Source organism: Streptomyces sp. NPDC029169, assembly GCF_055563935.1.
This window is the reverse complement of record NZ_JBVHXA010000002.1, coordinates 309,206-327,494: the sequence shown is the minus strand read 5'-3', so window position 1 is coordinate 327,494 and position 18,289 is coordinate 309,206. Positions and strand designations below refer to the sequence as shown.

The 18,289-nt window shown below is 70.7% G+C and carries 17 protein-coding genes; 8 read left to right on the top strand and 9 right to left on the bottom strand.

Translation table 11 applies throughout. The features are described from left to right. Positions 1–146 precede the first annotated feature (146 nt). Positions 147–1,130 carry a helix-turn-helix transcriptional regulator gene (locus ACZ4VI_RS05270; RefSeq protein WP_467997270.1) on the top strand — a complete coding sequence of 328 codons (984 nt, stop codon included), beginning with the start codon at positions 147–149 and terminating at the stop codon, positions 1,128–1,130. Here ACZ4VI_RS05270 and ACZ4VI_RS05265 read toward each other — a convergent pair whose 3' ends face one another. Continuing rightward, positions 1,131–3,539: an HAD-IC family P-type ATPase gene (locus ACZ4VI_RS05265; RefSeq protein WP_467996776.1), complete on the bottom strand. Its 2,409-nt coding sequence runs from the start codon at positions 3,537–3,539 to the stop codon at positions 1,131–1,133. Positions 3,540–3,637: 98 nt separating this feature from the next. After that, positions 3,638–3,937: a DUF2530 domain-containing protein gene (locus ACZ4VI_RS05260; protein WP_467996775.1), complete on the bottom strand. Its 300-nt coding sequence runs from the start codon at positions 3,935–3,937 to the stop codon at positions 3,638–3,640. 181 nt (positions 3,938–4,118) lie between these two features. On the opposite strand from ACZ4VI_RS05260, the gene ACZ4VI_RS05255 reads away from it, so the two are divergent. Then, complete coding sequence (locus ACZ4VI_RS05255; RefSeq protein WP_467997268.1) at positions 4,119–5,564, top strand: NCS2 family permease; 1,446 nt, start codon at positions 4,119–4,121, stop codon at positions 5,562–5,564. Here ACZ4VI_RS05255 and ACZ4VI_RS05250 read toward each other — a convergent pair whose 3' ends face one another. Continuing rightward, entirely contained in the window at positions 5,565–5,759 is a 195-nt protein-coding gene (locus ACZ4VI_RS05250) for a ribbon-helix-helix protein, CopG family (protein ID WP_467996773.1), read from the bottom strand. It abuts the gene before it with no gap. A gap of 131 nt (positions 5,760–5,890) precedes the next feature. Here ACZ4VI_RS05250 and ACZ4VI_RS05245 point away from each other — a divergent pair, with 131 nt between their 5' ends. From ACZ4VI_RS05245 to thpR, 3 genes are all read left to right on the top strand, one after another. Continuing rightward, a complete protein-coding gene (locus ACZ4VI_RS05245) occupies positions 5,891–6,334 on the top strand; it encodes a MarR family winged helix-turn-helix transcriptional regulator (protein WP_467996771.1) in 444 nt (147 codons plus the stop codon). A 27-nt stretch (positions 6,335–6,361) separates the two neighbouring features. Further along, a complete protein-coding gene (locus ACZ4VI_RS05240) occupies positions 6,362–7,699 on the top strand; it encodes an MFS transporter (protein WP_467996769.1) in 1,338 nt (445 codons plus the stop codon). A 161-nt stretch (positions 7,700–7,860) separates the two neighbouring features. Beyond that, a complete protein-coding gene (gene thpR / locus ACZ4VI_RS05235; RefSeq protein ID WP_467996767.1) occupies positions 7,861–8,448 on the top strand; it encodes an RNA 2',3'-cyclic phosphodiesterase in 588 nt (195 codons plus the stop codon). 150 nt (positions 8,449–8,598) lie between these two features. On the opposite strand, the gene ACZ4VI_RS05230 is transcribed toward thpR, so the two are convergent. Further along, positions 8,599–9,591, bottom strand: coding sequence for an aldo/keto reductase (locus tag ACZ4VI_RS05230; RefSeq protein WP_467996765.1), 993 nt, complete (start codon positions 9,589–9,591; stop codon positions 8,599–8,601). 86 nt (positions 9,592–9,677) lie between these two features. Further along, positions 9,678–10,217 carry a MarR family winged helix-turn-helix transcriptional regulator gene (locus ACZ4VI_RS05225; protein ID WP_467996763.1) on the bottom strand — a complete coding sequence of 180 codons (540 nt, stop codon included), beginning with the start codon at positions 10,215–10,217 and terminating at the stop codon, positions 9,678–9,680. A gap of 38 nt (positions 10,218–10,255) precedes the next feature. Between ACZ4VI_RS05225 and ACZ4VI_RS05220 the strand changes: the two genes are divergently transcribed. Then, entirely contained in the window at positions 10,256–10,726 is a 471-nt protein-coding gene (locus ACZ4VI_RS05220) for a carboxymuconolactone decarboxylase family protein (RefSeq protein WP_467996761.1), read from the top strand. A gap of 21 nt (positions 10,727–10,747) precedes the next feature. Here ACZ4VI_RS05220 and ACZ4VI_RS05215 read toward each other — a convergent pair whose 3' ends face one another. Further along, positions 10,748–11,431 carry a GDSL-type esterase/lipase family protein gene (locus tag ACZ4VI_RS05215; protein WP_467996759.1) on the bottom strand — a complete coding sequence of 228 codons (684 nt, stop codon included), beginning with the start codon at positions 11,429–11,431 and terminating at the stop codon, positions 10,748–10,750. A 91-nt stretch (positions 11,432–11,522) separates the two neighbouring features. After that, positions 11,523–12,038 (bottom strand): DinB family protein, encoded by a 516-nt coding sequence (locus ACZ4VI_RS05210; RefSeq protein ID WP_467996757.1) that lies wholly within the window; start codon positions 12,036–12,038, stop codon positions 11,523–11,525. A 178-nt stretch (positions 12,039–12,216) separates the two neighbouring features. Here ACZ4VI_RS05210 and ACZ4VI_RS05205 point away from each other — a divergent pair, with 178 nt between their 5' ends. Then, entirely contained in the window at positions 12,217–13,206 is a 990-nt protein-coding gene (locus ACZ4VI_RS05205) for a WD40 repeat domain-containing protein (protein WP_467996755.1), read from the top strand. A 66-nt stretch (positions 13,207–13,272) separates the two neighbouring features. On the opposite strand, the gene serC is transcribed toward ACZ4VI_RS05205, so the two are convergent. Then, positions 13,273–14,391 (bottom strand): phosphoserine transaminase, encoded by a 1,119-nt coding sequence (gene serC, locus ACZ4VI_RS05200; protein WP_467996753.1) that lies wholly within the window; start codon positions 14,389–14,391, stop codon positions 13,273–13,275. A gap of 50 nt (positions 14,392–14,441) precedes the next feature. On the opposite strand from serC, the gene ACZ4VI_RS05195 reads away from it, so the two are divergent. Next, a complete protein-coding gene (locus ACZ4VI_RS05195) occupies positions 14,442–17,228 on the top strand; it encodes an FAD-binding and (Fe-S)-binding domain-containing protein (RefSeq protein ID WP_467996752.1) in 2,787 nt (928 codons plus the stop codon). A 48-nt stretch (positions 17,229–17,276) separates the two neighbouring features. On the opposite strand, the gene ACZ4VI_RS05190 is transcribed toward ACZ4VI_RS05195, so the two are convergent. After that, positions 17,277–18,179, bottom strand: a complete 903-nt coding sequence (locus ACZ4VI_RS05190) for an RpnC/YadD family protein (RefSeq protein WP_467996751.1) — start codon at positions 18,177–18,179, stop codon at positions 17,277–17,279. Between the last annotated feature and the right edge of the window lie 110 nt (positions 18,180–18,289).

Below are 18,289 nucleotides of genomic sequence, written 5' to 3'. Positions count from 1 at the left end.
CGCTCTCCCTTGATTGTCGTGCTGCGGTGGCGACACATTGTCAAAGAGGCGGGTGGCGCGGGAATGATGCGCCGAGGCGGGAAAGCGCCATGAATGTTTCCCGCCACGGTGCCGTGGAAGCATTGCCTCCGGAAGGGTCAGGGATGGTGCTGGGAGCAATAGGCCTCGACGAGATACAGGAGTTGGCGTACCGCGTGCTGGTCACGCTCGGGTCCGCCGACGTCCCCGGCCTCGCGCACCGGCTGTCGCTCACCGAGACCGCTGCGGAGGGTGCGCTGCGCCGGCTCGAACGGCAGGGCCTCGCCGCCCGCTCCTCGGCACGTGCGGGACGCTGGACGGCGCCCCCGCCAGAGGTCGCGCTGGGCGCGCTGCTCACCCGTCAGCGGCATGAGCTGGAGCAGGCCGAACTGGCCGCGGCGCTGCTGGCGGAGGAGTACCGGGCGGAAGCCGCGGAGCCCGCGGTGCACGACCTGGTGGAGGTGGTGACCGGCGCGAGCGCCGTCTCGCACCGTTTCCTCCAGCTCCAGCTGGGGGCGACCCACGAGGTCTGTGTCCTGGTCACCGGGAAACCCGTCGCCGTCACCCCCGTGGGCAACTCGGCCGAGGAGCGGGTGGCGAACCGAGGGGTCGCCTACCGCGCGGTGCTGGAGCGCGAGGCGCTGTCGTTGCCCGGCGTGTTCACCGAGCTCACCGCGGCACTGGGACGCGATGAACAGGTCAGGGTTGTCGATCGCGTGCCGACCAAGCTGGTCGTCGCGGATCGCACCGTGGCGATGGCGCCGCTCAGCGCGCGGGGCGCCGAGCCCGCGGCCCTGGTGGTCCATGCGAGCGGGCTGTTGGAGTCACTGACGGGCCTGTTCGAGGCCGTGTGGCGGGACGCACTGCCGCTGCGGCTCGGCGAGGGCGAGGAGGTCGTCGAGGCACAGCAGCCAGGACCCGACACCACCGACCTGCAGATCCTCTCCCTGCTGCTGGCCGGAATGACCGACGCGAGCGTCGCCAAACAGCTGGAGCTGGGACCGAGCACCGTACAGCGGCGGGTCAAGGGGCTGATGAAACTCGCGAGGGTCACGACCCGCCTGCAATTGGGTTGGCATGCATACGAGAAGGGCTGGGTCAGGCGGGGCTGATCAGGCCGGGAACCTGTGGTCCACCCACCGCCACGCCAGCTCAAGGAGCCCCGCCCCCGCCGCCGCGATCGCGACCGCCGTCCAGGGCATCGTCACGCCCACCAGCTTCAGGGCGAAGAAGTCCTGGAGCCACGGCACGACCAGGACGAGGAGGAACGCGCCGGCCATGGCCGCGACCAGGGCGAGGCGCCACCAGGTGTAGGGGCGGGCGATGATCGCCAGGACCCACAGGGAGACCAGGAAGAGGGTCAGCGTGGCGGCGCTCGTCTCGGCGTCCAGGGCGCCCGTGCCGCTGTAGTACGCGCGGGCCACGAGGTACGTCGCGAAGGTGGCCGCCGCCGCGATGATGCCGCCCGGGATCGCGTACCGCATCACCCGCCTCACGAAGTGCGGCTTCGCGCGCTCCTTGTTGGGGGCGAGCGCGAGGAAGAAGGCCGGGACGCCGATGGTGAGGGTGGACAGCAGGGTCAGGTGCCGGGGCAGGAAGGGGTACTCGACCTGGGAGCAGACCACCAGGATGGCGAGCAGCACCGAGTAGACCGTCTTCGTCAGGAACAGGGTCGCGACCCGGGTGATGTTGCCGATCACCCGGCGGCCCTCGGCGACAACCGACGGCAGGGTCGCGAAGGAGTTGTTGAGCAGGACGATCTGGGCTACGGCCCTCGTCGCCTCCGAGCCCGAGCCCATGGAGACGCCGATGTCCGCGTCCTTGAGGGCCAGGACGTCGTTGACGCCGTCACCCGTCATGGCGACCGTGTGGCCGTGGGACTGGAGCGCGCCGACCATGTCCCGCTTCTGCTGCGGGGTGACCCGGCCGAAGACCGCGTTGCGGTCGAGTTCGTCGGCCATCGCGGCCCGCTCGGTGGGCAGACGGCGGGCGTCGACGGTGTTCTCGGCGCCGGGCAGGCCGAGTTTCCCCGCGACCGCCCCGACGGACACCGCGTTGTCGCCGGAGAGGACCTTCGCGGCGACATTCTGGTCGGCGAAGTAGCCGAGGGTGTCGGCGGCGTCGGGCCGCAGCCGCTGTTCGAGGACGACGAGGGCGGTGGGCAGCGCCTCGTGGGCGACGTCGGGGGAGTCCAGCTCGCGGGTGGTGCGGGCCAGGAGCAGGACGCGGAGCCCCTGCTCGTTGAGGTGGTCGATCTCGGCGAGGGTCGGATCGCCGGACGCCAGCAGCACGTCGGGCGCGCCGAGCAGCCAGGACGACGAGTCCCCGTCGCCCTCGCTGAAGGCGGCGCCGCTGTACTTGCGGGCGGAGGAGAAGGGCAGCGACTCGGTGCAGCGCCACTCCTCGGCGTCGGGGTAGGCGTCGATGATGGCCTGGAGGGAGGCGTTGGGGCGCGGGTCGGACTCGCCGAGGGCGCCGAGGACCTTCCGTACGTACGTCTCGTCGCTGCCGTTGAGCGGCCGCAGCTCGGTGACGTCCATGCCGCCCTCGGTCAGCGTGCCCGTCTTGTCGAGGCAGACCACGTCGACGCGCGCCAGGCCCTCGATGGCCGGCAGCTCCTGCACGAGGCACTGCTTGCGGCCGAGGCGGATCACGCCGATCGCGAAGGCGACGGAGGTGAGCAGGACCAGGCCCTCGGGGATCATCGGGACGATGCCGCCGACGGTCCGGGCGATGGAGTCCTTGAAGTTGGTGTCCTTGACGACGAGCTGGCTGATGATGAGCCCGATCGCGGTCGGGACCATCATCCACGTCACGTACTTGAGGATCGTGGAGATGCCGGTGCGCAGTTCGGAGTGGACGAGGGTGAAGCGGGAGGCCTCCTCGGCGAGCTGGGCGGCGTACGCCTCGCGCCCGACCTTGGTGGCGGTGAACGCGCCGCCGCCCGCGACCACGAACGAGCCGGACATCATCCGGTCGCCGGGCTTCTTCACCACCGGGTCGGCCTCGCCGGTCAGCAGCGACTCGTCGATCTCCAGGCTGTCGGCCTCCGCCACCTCGCCGTCGACGACGACCTTGTCGCCGGGGCCGAGCACGATCAGGTCCCCGAGGACGATCGCGGAGGTGGAGACCTCCGCGGAGATCCCGTCCCTCCGAACCCTCGGTTTCGCCTCGCCGATGACGGCGAGTCCGTCGAGGGTCTTCTTGGCGCGCAGCTCCTGGACGATGCCGATGCCGGTGTTGGCGATGATGACGAAGCCGAAGAGGCTGTCCTGGATCGGCGCGACGAAGAGCATGATCACCCAGAGCACGCCGATGATCGCGTTGAAGCGGGTGAAGACGTTGCCCCGGACGATGTCGACGGTGGAGCGGGAGCTGCGGACGGGTACGTCGTTGACCTCGCCGCGGGCGACGCGTTCGGCGACCTCCGCGGAGGTCAGACCGGCGACACGGTGGACGACGGGGGGTTCGTCCGGCGCGTTCTCACTGCCGTCCGTGTCGATCTTCGCCCGCTGAGTCATGTTTTCGACGTTACGACCGGAGGCGGCCGTTCACCCGCCGAGGAGCGTGAACATCAAACCGTGGGAGGACCGCGGAGGACCGAAATGGGCCTGGAGTACTACGGAGCGGGCGGGGTCTGCGGGGCGTCGGACTTGGCCGCCTCCGCGCGCTTGATCGCCGCGTCGCGCTTGATCGCCGCCTCGCGCTTCCGTACGTACCAGATGCCGATCAGGCCGAGGCCGGCCCCGGCCAGACACGTCCAGATCCACCACGTGGCGTCCCGGTCGTCGTACCAGCCGTAGAAGGGGACCTGCACGAGGAAGAGTACGAACCAGAGGATCGTGCCGCCGGTGATGGTGGCGACGACGGGCCCCTCCAGGGGCTCGGGTGCCTCGTGCTTGGGGGTCCACTTCGCCATGCGGTCAGTCTAGGCGCCGGGAAATGACATCTACGCGCGGAGATGGATGCTCGCTCGCTCATGTGTTCATACTGAAACGGTTTGCCTCTGGCGGGTTTGTCTCGTATGAACCGCCAAATTGGACGCCCGAGAACGCCCGAAGAGGAACCACCCCATGAGCACCACGGCCCCCGCCAAGGCCATGCCCCCGGAGACTCCCGAGACTCCCGAGACTCCCGAGACTCCCGACGCACCCGTCTCCGGACTCGACCGCTTCTTCAAGATCTCCGAGCGCGGCTCCACCGTCGCCCGCGAGGTCCGCGGCGGTTTCGCCACCTTCTTCGCGATGGCCTACATCATCGTGCTGAACCCGATCATCCTCGGCAGCGCCAAGGACATGTACGGGCACCAGCTCGACAGCGGCCAGCTGGTCACCGCGACCGTGCTCACCGCGGCCTTCACGACGCTCCTCATGGGAGTCATCGGCAACGTCCCGATCGCCCTCGCCGCCGGCCTCGGCGTCAACACCGTCGTCGCGCTCCAGCTCGCGCCCAGGATGTCCTGGCCGGACGCCATGGGCATGGTCGTCCTCGCCGGCATCGTCGTGATGCTGCTCGTGGCGACGGGGCTGCGCGAGCGCGTGATGAACGCGGTCCCGGTCGGTCTGCGCAAGGGCATCGCGATCGGCATCGGCCTGTTCATCATGCTCATCGGCCTTGTCGACTCGGGCTTCGTCTCCCGTATCCCCGACGCCGCGCACACCACCGTCCCGCTCCAGCTCGGCGCCGACGGGCACCTCGCCGGCTGGCCGGTCCTGGTCTTCGTCCTGGGCACGCTGCTCACCCTCGCGCTGATCATCCGCAAGGTGCCGGGCGCCATCCTCATCTCCATCGTCGTGATGACGATCGTCGCGATGGTGATCAACGCCGTGGCGGAGGTCCCGTCCTGGGGTCTGACCACCCCGACCTGGCCCGGCAACCCGGTGGCCTCGCCCGACTTCGGCCTGGTCGGCGAGGTGAGCCTGTTCGGCGGCTTCGAGAAGGTCGGGATGCTGACCGGCGTCCTCTTCGTCTTCACCGTGCTGCTGTCCTGCTTCTTCGACGCGATGGGCACCATCCTCGGCGTCGGCGACGAGGCGAAGCTGATGGACAAGGACGGCAACCTCCCAAGCATCAACAAGGTCCTGCTTGTGGACGGCCTGGCCGTCGCCTCGGGTGGCGCGACCTCGTCCTCCGCCACCACGTGCTTCGTGGAGTCCACGGCGGGCGTCGGCGAGGGAGCCCGTACCGGCCTCGCCTCGGTGGTCACCGGCGGTCTGTTCTCGGTGGCGCTGTTCCTCACGCCGCTCGCGACGATGGTCCCGTCCCAGGCGGCGACGCCCGCGCTGCTCGCGGTCGGCTTCCTGATCCTGGCCGGTTCGATCAAGGAGATCGACTGGAGCGACTTCACCATCGCGGTGCCGGCGTTCCTGGCGATGGTGATGATGCCGTTCACGTACTCGATCACGAACGGCATCGGCATCGGCTTCATCGCCTTCAGCGTGCTGCGTCTGGCGGCCGGCCGGGGCCGGGAGGTCCCGGCGGCCATGTACGTCGTGTCGGCGGTGTTCGTCTTCTATTACGCGATGCCGGCGCTCGGCCTCACGTGATCACGTAACGGGCTTCGTCAGCCCGTAGAACTTCTCTGTCTCGTCGACGGCGGTCTTGAACCGTTCGTCGAAGTCATCGCGGATGAGCGTCCGGACCACGTAGTCCTGGACGCTCATTCCGCGTTTGGCGGCGTGTCCCTTGAGACGGTCGAGCAGCTCACCGTCGATGCGCAGGCTGAGCACGGTCGATCCCATGCCAGTCAGAGTCGCGGCATCGCCGGGCCCGGTGCGTCACTTTCCGGATCCATCTCACTCGTTTGGGTGACAGATTCGGTCGCCCACATTCCGAGTGTATTTAGCCCATCTAATGAGTTACGCTAAGGACTATGCCTGACCTGTCCCACGGCACCGCCGCCGACGCCGCCGCCGTGAACGCGCTCCGCTCCGCCGTCATGCGACTGAGCCGACGCCTCAAGCACCAGCGCGTCGACGAGTCGCTCAGCCCGACCGAGATGTCGGTCCTCGGCACACTGGCGCTCTGCGGCTCCGCCACGCCCGGCGAGCTGGCCCGCAAGGAGCACGTCCAGCCGCCGTCGATGACCCGCATCGTCGCGCTGCTCGAAGCCAAGGGACTGGTCCGGCTGGAGCCGCATCCCGACGACCGCCGGCAGAAGGTCGTCAGCCAGACCGAGCAGGCCGAGGCCATGCTGGAAGAGTCCCGCCGCAAGCGGAACGCCTGGCTGGCCTCCCTCGCCGAGGGTCTGGACGAGGACGAATGGGCCAAGCTGCGCGCAGCCGCCCCCGTCCTGGAGAAGCTCGCACACCTCTAGTCGAACGAGCCGAGGAGGCGACGCACTTTGAGTACGGGACCCGGAGCAGACTCCGCACCCGTCCATCAACCCGACACCTACACCCGCGGGCGGAGGGAAACCTTCTCCTCGCTCCGCATACGCAACTACCGGCTGTTCTTCACCGGAGCGATCGTCTCCAACACCGGCACCTGGATGGCCCGTATCACCCAGGACTGGCTGGTCCTGAGCCTCACCGGCTCCGCCGCCGCGGTCGGCATCACCACAGCGCTGCAGTTCCTCCCGATGCTGCTGTTCGGCCTCTACGGCGGTGTCATCGCCGACCGCTACCCGAAGCGGCGCATCCTCCTCATCAGCCAGGCCGCCCTCGGCCTCTGCGGACTCGCGCTCGCCGTCCTGACGCTCTCCGGCCACGTCCAGGTCTGGCACGTCTACCTGATCGCCTTCCTGCTCGGCATGGTCACCGTCGTCGACAACCCCACCCGGCAGTCCTTCGTCTCCGAGATGGTCGGCCCCGAGCACCTGCGCAACGCCGTCTCGCTGAACTCGGCGAACTTCCAGTCCGCCCGGCTCGTCGGCCCGGCCGTCGCCGGTCTGCTGATCGTGACGGCCGGCAGCGGCTGGTCGTTCCTGCTCAACGGCCTGTCGTTCCTCGCCCCGCTCATCGGCCTGCTGCTGATGCGCCCCGCCGAGTTCCAGAAGGTGGAGCGGGCGCCGCGCGGCAAGGGCCAGCTGCGGGAGGGCCTGCGGTACGTGGCCGGGCGGCCGGAGCTGATCTGGCCGATCGTCCTCGTGGGCTTCGTCGGCACGTTCGGCTTCAACTTCCCGATCTGGCTCACGGCGTTCTCCGGGGAGATCTTCCACGTGGGCGCGGGGACATACGGCTTCCTGAACACGCTGATGGCGGCCGGCTCGCTCGCGGGCGCGCTGTTCGCCGCCCGGCGCGGCAGCACACGGCTGCGGATGCTGCTCGGCGCGGCGGTGGTCTTCGGTGTGCTGGAGATCGCGGCGGCGCTCTCGCCGTCGTTCTGGCTGTTCGCGCTGCTGCTGGTCCCGATCGGCATGTTCGGCCTCACGGTCAACATCACCGCCAACTCGGCCGTCCAGCTCGCGACGGATCCGGCGATGCGGGGCCGGGTCATGAGCCTCTACATGATGGTCTTCGCGGGCGGCACCCCGATCGGCGCGCCCCTGCTCGGCTGGGTCACGGACACGTACGGGCCGAGGGTCGGCTTCGCGACGGGCGGCCTCGTCTCCCTCCTGGCGGCGGGCGCGATCGGCCTGATCCTGGCGCGCGTGGGCGGCCTGAAGATGGCCCTGGGCTGGCACCACGGCCACCCGCAGGTCCGCTTCGTACCGCGGGAACGGCTGGCGACGGCGGCGTAGCAGCCCGCCGGGGCCCCCGGCGTCGCACGCCGGGGGCCGGCACTCCGGTCGGCCGCCGGGGCGTCGCCCGCCCGGGGGGATTCGTTCCTCCCCCTAGGGCTTCGCCCTAGGGGACCCCGGAGAGGTCCCGCCGACCGGGCTCGCCCTGACAGACTCTCCCCATGAGGCTTTTCGCTGCCGTGCTGCCGCCCGAGGAGCAGCTCACCGAACTCGCCCACGTCGTCGACCGTCTCGCCCACCTGCCCGGCGCCGGCGCGCTGCGCTGGACCTCGCGGCCCGGCTGGCACTTCACGCTCGCGTTCATGGGGGAGGTCGACGAGGAGCTGCTGCCCGACCTCCACGCGCGGCTCGCCCGCGCCGCCCACCGCACGCCGCCCTTCGGCCTCCGCCTCCACGGCGGCGGTCACTTCGGGCGGACGGTGCTGTGGACGGGCGCCGCCGGGGACCTCGACGAGCTGCGGCTGCTCGCCGAACGCGCCGACGCGGCGGCCCGCCGCGCGGGCGTGCCCATGGACGAGCACCGCGCCTACCACGCCCACCTCACGATCGCCCGGTCCCGCGTCGGCGTGCACCTGCGCCCCTTCGTGGACGCGCTCGTGCCCTTCGAGGGCTCCCGCTGGCAGGTCTCCGAGCTGGCGCTCGTCCGCAGCAACCTCCCGGGACGGGGTGTCCCGGGAGAGCAGCCGCGATACGAGACGGTCGCCGCGTGGCCCCTGGGCGGGGGAGGGGCGGCGGAACCCGCGGGTTAACCTCAATGAGTGGACCCGAAGACCCGTAACCGGATTATGGCCGGTGTGCTTGTACTGATGTTCGCGATCGTCGCGCTGTCGTCGGTGCTCGGCCAGTAACCGCCGAGCACAGGGCGACATCGCTCACCAGGCTCACCAGACCTACCAGGCTCACCAGGCGAACGCCTCCGGCGACGGCCCCGGGCCCGGGAAGAGCTCGTCGAGTCCGGCCAGTACCTCCTCCGAGAGCTCCAGCTCGACCGCTCGCAGCGCGCTCTCCAGCTGTTCGGCGGTGCGCGGCCCGACGATCGGTCCGGTGACCCCGGGCCGGGTGAGCAGCCAGGCCAGGGCCGCCTCGCCGGGTTCGAGGCCGTGCTTGTCGAGCAGGTCCTCGTACCCCTGGATCCGGGCGCGTACGGACGCGTCGGCGAGGGTGTCGGCCGCCCGGCCGCTCGCCCGGCGCCCGCCCTCGACCTGCTTCTTGAGCACCCCTCCCAGGAGCCCGCCGTGCAGCGGGGACCAGGGGATGACACCGAGTCCGTACTCCTGCGCGGCCGGGATCACCTCCATCTCGGCGCGGCGCTCGTAGAGGTTGTACAGGCACTGCTCGCTGACGAGCCCGACACCGCCGCGCCGGGCGGCGATCTCGTTGGCCTGGGCGATCTTGTAGCCGGGGAAGTTGGAGGAGCCGGCGTAGAGGATCTTGCCTTGCTGGATGAGGACGTCGATCGCCTGCCAGATCTCCTCGAAGGGGGTCAGGCGGTCGATGTGGTGAAACTGGTAGACGTCGATGTAGTCGGTGCCGAGCCGCTTGAGGGAGCCCTCGACCGCCCGGCGGATGTTGAGCGCCGAGAGCTTGTCGTGGTTGGGCCAGACGGACTCGCCGTCGGCGGACATGTTCCCGTACACCTTGGTGGCGAGCACGGTCCGGTCCCGGTTGGCGGGGTCCTTGGCGAACCAGCTGCCGATGATCTCCTCGGTGCGGCCCTTGTTCTCCCCCCAGCCGTAGACGTTGGCGGTGTCGAAGAAGTTGATACCCGCGTCGAGCGCGGCGTCCATGATCGCGTGGCTGTCGGCCTCGTCGGTCTGCGGGCCGAAGTTCATCGTGCCGAGGACGAGTCGGCTGACCTTGAGTCCCGTGCGTCCGAGCTGCGTGTACTTCATGGTCCCCAAGCCAACGCCTTGGAGCGCGCTTAAGGCAAGAGGACTTCGGTACGCGGTCGTTGGGGCCACCCGGTCGTGGCCGGTGATCACGCGCCGCCGAGCCAGCTCGTGGCGTCGAGGCGGAACGTGGTCTCGGGCGGGACGACCTGGCGGAGGGCGGTCTCGATGTCCTGTACGCGCGCGGGGCCTAGGGTCGCGGACCACTCGGCGCGCAGGTCGTCGAAGATCGCGGCCGAGCGGGTGAGGGCGTCGAGGCCGTGGGGCGTGAGGCGGACGAGCTTGCGGCGGGCGTCGTCGGGGTCGTCGGCGCGCTCGGCGTAGCCGAGGGCGAGGAGCCGGTCGACGGTCTTGCCGGCGGCTTGCTTGGAGACGCCGAGGTGCCGGCCGATGTCGCTGGCGGTGGCCCCGCGGGGGCCGCCTGCGGCGATGGCCTGGAGGGCGAAGCCGTGGGCGGGGCGCAGGTCGGGGTGGCCCTCGCGGGCGAGCTGGTGGTGGAGCCGGTCGATGAGGGTGCGGAAGCCCGCGAAGAGGAGCAGGGGCAGCTCGAATCCCGGGGATTCCGCCGATTCCCCCTTGCTCTTATCGACAACCTGGTTTACGTTTCTCGCATCGACATGGTCAACCATGTTGTCGATCCTACTCTCCCCCTCTCCCAGGAGCCGCCTTGTTCACCGACCACACGGTCGACACCGCCCCGGCCGCCTCCCGCCGCTCCATGGAGGGCGTGGCCGCCGCCTGGGGCCACCTCCCGCAGGCCGTGGCCCGCATGGCCGAGTCCCCGCACGCGCTGGAGGGCTTCCTGAAGATGAGCGCGATGTTCGAGTCCACGACGCTCGACCCGCACTCCCGCGAGACCGTCATCCTGACCGTCGCCACCCGCAACCAGTGCCACCTCTGCATCGCGCTGCACGAGGCGAAGATGGCCAAGCTGGGCCCGGCAGAGAACCTCGAACGACTGGAGGCCGTACGGCAGTTCACGCACCAGGTCCTCGCCGCCTCCGGGGCCGTGAGCGACGAGGAGCTTGAGCGTTTCCTGGGCTTCGGCTACACCCGGCAGAACGCCCTGGAGGTGGTGCTCGGAATCGGCGCGTACACGCTGTCGACGCTGGCGAACCGGCTGACCCGCTCGGCCTGAGGCAGCCTCGCTCCGGAGCTGTCAGCGGCCCTTGTACGGGGAGCCGAGGCCCCATGCCTGATGCATCGCCGAGGCGAAGGCGGCCGCCAGTTTGTGCTCTCCGGACGGTCCGGGGTGCGTGCCGTCGTACGTGTCCGTCTGGAGGTCGTACGTCTCCGGTGTCGTCGCGAGCAGCAGCGGCGACGCGGCCGTGTCCAGGTCGGCGACGGCCTTCGCGAGCAGCTCGTTGAAGCGCTCGCACTCGGCGGCGAAGGGCGCGTCGTACGTGGCGCGGATGTTCGGGATGACCGGCATGACGACGGCGCTGACGTGCGGGTTCGCCGAGCGGGCCGCGGCGACGAAGGCGCGTACGTTGTCGGCCGTCTGGGAGCTGTTGGTGTAGAAGCCGAGGTCGATCAGGCCGAGGGAGACCAGCAGGACGTCCGCCTCGGTCGCGGTCACCGTCTCGCCGATCAGCGGCGCCATGTGCAGCCATCCCTCGCCCCAGCCGGCCAGATGGCGGCGGGCGGGGGCGGGAAAGGCGGGGTCGGCGTAGTCGTGCGAGAGGGGCGCGTCGGCGCCGGAGTCGTACAGCTCGGTGCGCGGGCCGACGATCTCGTACCGCCCGGGCAGCGAGGTTTCGAGGTGCTGCCACATCCGGTAGCGCCAGGTGTGGTCGCCGGCCCGTCCGATGGTGCAGCTGTCGCCGACGAACATGAAACGCATGCCCACATCATCCCGGAGCCCGCCCGTGACCTGCGACGTGATCCCGACCACCTCGTCCTATGTGGTGGGCGGGACCGTCGATGGCGGCCGGTTAGGAGCCGGTCCGTCCGTCGAGGAGCTCGCGCATGACGTCGAGGTGGCCGTTGTGGCGGGACGTCTCCTCGATGAGGTGGAGCATCACCCAGCGCAGGTCCACGTGTAGGCCGTCCCTGATGGGGCGCTTGGCCGTGGTGTTCAGGTCGTGCTCGGACACCAGGCGACGGAAGCGGGCACTCTGCTCCTCGTACGCGGCGAGCAGCTGAGGCAGCGGGACATCGACCGCCGTCCGCATCTCGGGATCGGGATCGTCGTCGGTCGCGTCCGCGAGCGGCCCCTGGAGCTCCTCGCCCAGGAACACCACGTCGAACCACCAGTGCTCGACCCACCGCAGATGGCTGATCAGCCCGCACATCGTCATCAGCGGTGAACTCGGCAGCGGCGCCCTGCGGGCGTCTTCCGCGGAGACGCCCTCACACTTGGCTCGCGCCGTGTCACGCGCGTAGTCGAGGAAGGTGGCCAGCTGCGTGCGCTCGTCCCATGCGGGGGGCGTATCGGTTCGTTGAGTCATCGGGGGGAGTCTGGCTCAGCTCGGGGACGGGTGTCGAGCAGTTAAAGAGGGCACCGTCGCTCTTCATGCAGCAACACGTCCGAGGGCCTTCGCCCGGAAGCGAAGGCCCTGCCGGTCAGACCTTTGCGATGGCACCTGAGGCGGCGGCGCTTTGCGGACCCATGGCACGCTGGACGGCATGCGATCACTGCTGGGTGTCTCCGGGGCCGCCGCTCTCGTCCTCCTCTCCGGGACCGGCGCGTTCGCCGCCGAGGGGGTCGACGAGGACTTCACGATCAAGGATCCCCGGATCACCGAGTCCAGCGGTCTCGCCGCCAGTCACGCCCACCCCGGTGTCTACTGGACGCACAACGACCAGGACGCGCCGCTGATCTACGGCATCGACTCCCGTACCGGCGAGACCGTCGCGACGCTCACCATGAAGGGGGTCGGGACGCCCCGCGACATGGAGGCGATCTCCGTCGGCCCCGATGGCGACATCTACGTCGGTGACATCGGCGACAACCGCGACGGCACCTGGGACCACGTCTGGATCTACCGTTTCCCCGAGCCCAAGCAGCTGAAGGACCAGACCGTCACGGCGAAGCAGTACGACGTGAAGTACGCCGACGGGCCGCGCAACGCCGAGGCGCTGATGGTCCATCCGAAGACCGGGCGGGTCTACATCGCCAGCAAGAACGAGAACACCGGTGGCCTCTACGCGGGCCCGGAGCGGCTCTCGACCTCCGGTGCGAACGTCTTCCGGCGCATCGACGACGTGCCGTGGGTGACCGACGGCGCCTTCTCGCCCGACGGCGACCGGCTCGTGCTGCGCGGCTACTTCAGCGCCGAGGAGTACGCGTGGAAGGACGGCCGCCTCGGGGACGACGGCACGCGCGTCGGGGCGCCGTTCCAGGGGCAGGCGGAGTCGGTGACGTACACGAAGGACGGCTCGGCGCTGATGTTCGGCTCGGAGGGCGCGCACAGCAAGGTCGTCCGCGTGGACCGGCTCCCGGCCGCCAGGCCGTCGGAGGAGACCAAGGCCCCCGGCGGTCCCTCGAAGGACGCGGCCACGCCGCCGACCACCCCCGAAGAGCGGGGGAACTTCACCCTCGGCGTGATCGTCCTCGGCACCGCGACCGCCCTTGTCGTAGGCGCGAAGCGCCTCCTGCGCCGCCGGCAGAGCTGAACGCACGAGGGCCCGGCATCGGGCATGAGGTCATGTCCGGTGCCGGGCCCTTCGTATGCGCAGAGGTCAGAGCTTCTCGATCACGTAGTCGATGCAGGCCGTCAGCGCCCGCACGTCCGCCGGGTCGATCGCCGGGAACATCGCGATCCGCAGCTGGTTGCGGCCCAGCTTGCGGTACGGCTCGGTGTCCACGATGCCGTTGGCGCGCAGCACCTTGGCGACGGCGGCCGCGTCGATGTCGTCCGCGAAGTCGATCGTGCCGATGACCTGCGAGCGCTTCGCCGGGTCCGTCACGAACGGCGTTGCGTACTTGGACTCCTCGGCCCAGCCGTACAGCGCCTGCGAGGACTCCTTCGTGCGGGCCACGGCCCAGTCCAGACCACCCTGGCCGTTGATCCACTTCAGCTGCTCGTTGAGCAGGAAGAGGGTCGCGAGCGCCGGGGTGTTGTACGTCTGGTTCTTCAGCGAGTTGTCGATCGCCGTCGGGAGGGAGAAGAACTCCGGGATGTGCCGGCCCGACGCGTGGATCCTCTGAGCGCGCTCCAGGGCGGCCGGGGAGAACGCCGCCAGCCACAGGCCGCCTTCGGCGGCGAAGGACTTCTGCGGGGCGAAGTAGTAGACGTCCGACTCGGTGATGTCGACCGGCAGGCCGCCCGCGCCGGAGGTCGCGTCGACCAGGACCAGCGCGCCCTCGTCGGCGCCCGCGACCCGCTTGACCGGGGCCGCGACACCCGTGGAGGTCTCGTTGTGCGTGTACGCGTACACGTCGACGCCAGCCTCGGCCACCGGCTCCGGGTGGGTGCCCGGGTCGGAGGAGATCACGGTCGGCTCGGCCAGCCAGGGGGCCAGCTTCGCGGCCTTCGCGAACTTGGAGGAGAACTCGCCGAAGGTGAGGTGCTGCGACTTCGACTCGATCAGCCCGTGGGTCGCGATGTCCCAGAAGGCGGTGGAGCCGCCGTTGCCCAGGATCACCTCGTATCCCTCGGGCAGCGAGAAGAGGTCACGCACACCGGCACGTACCTCGCCGACCAGGTTCTTGACCGGAGCCTGGCGGTGGGACGTGCCGAGGAGGGAGGTGCCGGTGGCGGCCAGGGCGTCCAGCGCCTCCGTACGCACCTTGGAGGGGCCCGCGCCGAAACGGCCGTCGGCGGGCTTGATGTCAGCGGGAATCTGGATCTCAGCCACGAGGCGGAGCGTATCGGGTCGGAACGCACACGGCCGACGATGTCCGCCGGATGAGACGACGGGTGAGACATCCTGACCTCGTGCGAAAACACCACGGGGACGATCACGGGCACCACGGGCACCACGGGCACCACGGGCGGCACCAGGAGCGGACCGAGCTGGAGGCGGCGCTGCGCGCGGCCGTGGCGGGCGACGTCGACTTCGGTACCAAGGCGAGAGCCCTGGCGACGATGGACGCGTCCAACTACCGCCGCGTGCCGTTGGGTGTCGTCGCGCCCCGGGACGCCGACGACGTGGCGGCGGCGCTGTCCGTCTGCCGTACGCACGGGGTGCCGGTCGTCGCGCGGGGCGGCGGCACGTCGATCGCGGGCCAGGCGACCGGCACGGGCGTCGTGCTCGACCTCACCCGCCACATGCGGTCGGTCGTGTCCGTCGACCACGAGGCGCGGACGGCCGTCGTCCAGCCAGGGGTCGTCCTGGACAGGTTGCGGGACGCGGTACGCCCGTACGGGCTGACTTTCGGCCCCGATCCGTCCACGCACAGCCGCTGCACGCTCGGCGGGATGATCGGCAACAACGCGTGCGGCGCGCACTCGGTGGCCTGGGGGACGACCGCCGACAACGTGCTCGCGCTCGATGTCCGTACGTACGGAGGTTCCGGGCTGCGCCTCGGGCGGGACTGGCAGGGGGCGCCGGCGGGGCTGCGGGAGCTGGTGGACCGGAACCTGGCGCTGCTGCGGACCGGGTACCCGCCGGGGCTGCCGCGCCGGATCTCCGGGTACGCCCTGGACGCGCTGCTGCCGGAGCGTGGCGGGGACGTGGCCCGGCTGCTGTGCGGGAGCGAGGGGACGCTGGGGGTGGTGACGGAGGCGACGGTACGGCTGGTGCCGCTGCCGGCCGCGCCGGTCCTGGTGGTCCTCGGGTACGCGGACGAGAGCGCGGCGGCCGACGCGGCGGCGGGGCTGCTTCCGTACGGCCCGCTGACGGTGGAGGGGATGGCGGCGGACCTGGTGCGGGGGGCTTCGGTGCTGCCTCGCGGGGGCGCCTGGCTGTTCGTGGAGGTGGACGGTCTCGCGGCGGCGCGGGAGCTGGTCGGGGCGGCGGACGCGCTGGACTCCGTCGTGGTCTCGGAGGCGGCCGGGCAACGGGCGCTGTGGCGGATCAGGGAGGACGCGGCGGGGACGGCGACGCGGGTGGCCGACGGGGGCGAGGCGTGGCCGGGGTGGGAGGACTGCGCGGTGCCGCCGGCGCGGCTGGGTTCGTACCTGCGCGCGTTCCGTGCCCTGCTGGCGGAGTACGGGCTGCGGGGGACGCCGTACGGGCATTTCGGCGACGGCTGCGTGCACGTCCGTATCGACTTCGACCTCTACTCGGAGGCGGGGGTGGGCCGGTTCCGGGAGTTCTCGGAGGCGGTGGCGGGCTTGGTGGTGGCGCACGGCGGCTCGTTGTCGGGGGAGCACGGGGACGGGCAGGCGCGGGCGGAGCTGCTGCCGAGGATGTACGGCTCCGAGCTGGTGGCGCTGTTCGGCGAGGTGAAGGACCTGTGGGACCCGGAGGGGGGCCTGAACCCGGGGATGCTGGTGCGGCCGAGGCGGCTGGACGAGGGGCTGCGGTTCGAGGGGCTGCCGGTGGAGGCGCGGGAGGTGGCCCGCTGTGTGGGGGTGGCCAAGTGCCGGGAGGAGGGGCCGACGTCGGGGCCGGGGGTGATGTGTCCCTCGTACCGGGCGACGGGGGAGGAGCAGCACTCGACGCGGGGGCGGGCGCGGCTGCTGCACGAGATGGCGCTCGGTGAGGTGATCACGGACGGCTGGCGCTCGGAGGAGGTCCGGGAGGCGCTCGACCTGTGCCTGTCGTGCAAGGGGTGCCGGAGCGACTGCCCGGTGGGCGTGGACATGGCCGCGTACAAGGCGGAGTTCCTGGACCGGTACTACGCGGGCCGGCGGCGGCCGTGGTCGCACGTGACGATGGGGCGGCTGCCGGAGTGGCTGCGGCTGTTCGGACCGGCGCTGAACCTGGCGCGGATGCTTCCGTCCCGCTTCGCCGGCGTGACTCCGGAGCGGGACCTGCCGCGCGTCGCGTCGCGGACGTTCGTGTCGTGGTTCGGTACGCGGCTTGAGACGGCGTCGGACGTGTGGCTGTGGCCGGACACCTTCACCAACCATCTGGCGCCGGGGGTGGGCCGGTCCGCGGTACGGGTCCTGGAGGCGGCGGGGGTACGGGTGGGGCTGCCGCCGGGCCGGGTGTGCTGCGGGCTCACGTACGTGTCGACGGGGCAGCTGGACCGGGCGCGGAAGGTGATGCGCGGGACGCTGGACGTACTGGACACGGCGCCGGAACATCCGGTGGTGGTCCTGGAGCCCTCGTGCGCGGCGACGCTGAAGACGGACCTGCCGGAGCTCCTACGGGACGACCCCAGGGCGGCCCGCCTCGCCGCCTCGGTCCGCACGTTCGCCGAGGCCCTGGAGGAGTTCGCCCCGGACTGGGACCCGCCGCGCCTGGACCACCCGGTGGCCGGCCAGACCCACTGCCACCAGCACGCGGTCCTGGGCGACGCCGCGGAACGCCGCCTGCGCGAACGGGCGGGCCTGAAGGGCGACTTGAGCGGCGGCTGCTGCGGCCTGGCGGGCAACTTCGGCTTCGAACCGGGCCACTACGAGGTCTCGGTCGCCTGCGCGGAGGACCAGCTCCTCCCGGCGATCGCGGCGGCGGACGAAACCGCCATCCTCCTGGCGGACGGCTTCTCCTGCCGCACCCAACTCGACCACCTTGCGGGCCGCCGTGCCCGTCACATGGCGGAGGTCCTGGCGGAGGCGCTGGTGCGGGGAGGCACCGACTGACGGCGCCCGGCGCCCGGCGCAGCGGCTGCGCACCGGGCGCCGCGCCCGTCAGGCCTCCGGCGCGAACAGCTCCTCGACGTGCGCGGCGGTGATGGCGCGGTCCAGCCACTGGTCGAGCGTGTCGGTGTCGGTGCACTCGAGGATGCGCTGGGCGGTGGCTTCGGGGACGTCGACGCCGCGCGTGGCGAGCACGCGCAGGACCGACTTGGCCTCGCCTTCGGCTTCGCCCTCAGCCTTGCCCTCTGCCTTGCCCTTGAGGTACGTCTCCTCGACAAGCGTGCCGCGGCCCGGGAAGTAGGTGCCTACAGCCATCAGATTCCTCCAGATTTCCCTGGCCGGGGTCTCTCCCAGCCCGATTTCGAGCAGTTCCGAGTAGTACGAGAGGGATTCCCGGTCGGCCGTGCCCAGCGCCTGGGCCAGGGCCTCCAGTATGGCCGGGGCCTCGGGGTGCTTGCCATGGGTCATGGCGGAGAACGCCGCCATGGCGAGATTCTGCGTCGCCTTCGCCGGGTCCGTGATGACGGGGACGTTGCCGGGGCCGAGGACGAGCGGGTACGTGCTCATCGCGGTCCAGCCGCCGTAGCCGCAGGTGAAGGGGCCGGCTGCCCATGTCGCGGTGGTTCGGTCCTGGCAGACGACGAGGAGGAGGGCGGGTACGTCGTACTTCGCCTGGAGGTAGCCGAGGTAGTACATCCAGCTCGACCCCTTGTCGGGGTCGCGGCGCCCCTGCGCCTCGATGGCGAGCAGGAAGCCGCCCCCGTCGGGGGGCTCGACGCGGAGGACGCTGTCCACGCGCCGCTCCAAGGGGCGGATCTCGGTGGTGTCGGGGGTGAGGACCTCGATGGCTGCCTTGGCAGGCAGCGGCACTCCCAGGATCTCGAAAACCGGGGCCAGTAATTCCGGGCGGTCCTGGAAGATCCGATGGGAGGTCTCGTGGGTTGAAGTGACCATGTGAGGGAACGTAGGGCCCGCCCGTGCTCGCGCATGTGCTTTTGGCATATGACCACTCGTGTGGGTGACCCTTCACGCCTAGCGTGAGTGTCGGAGCCGCTTGATGGGTC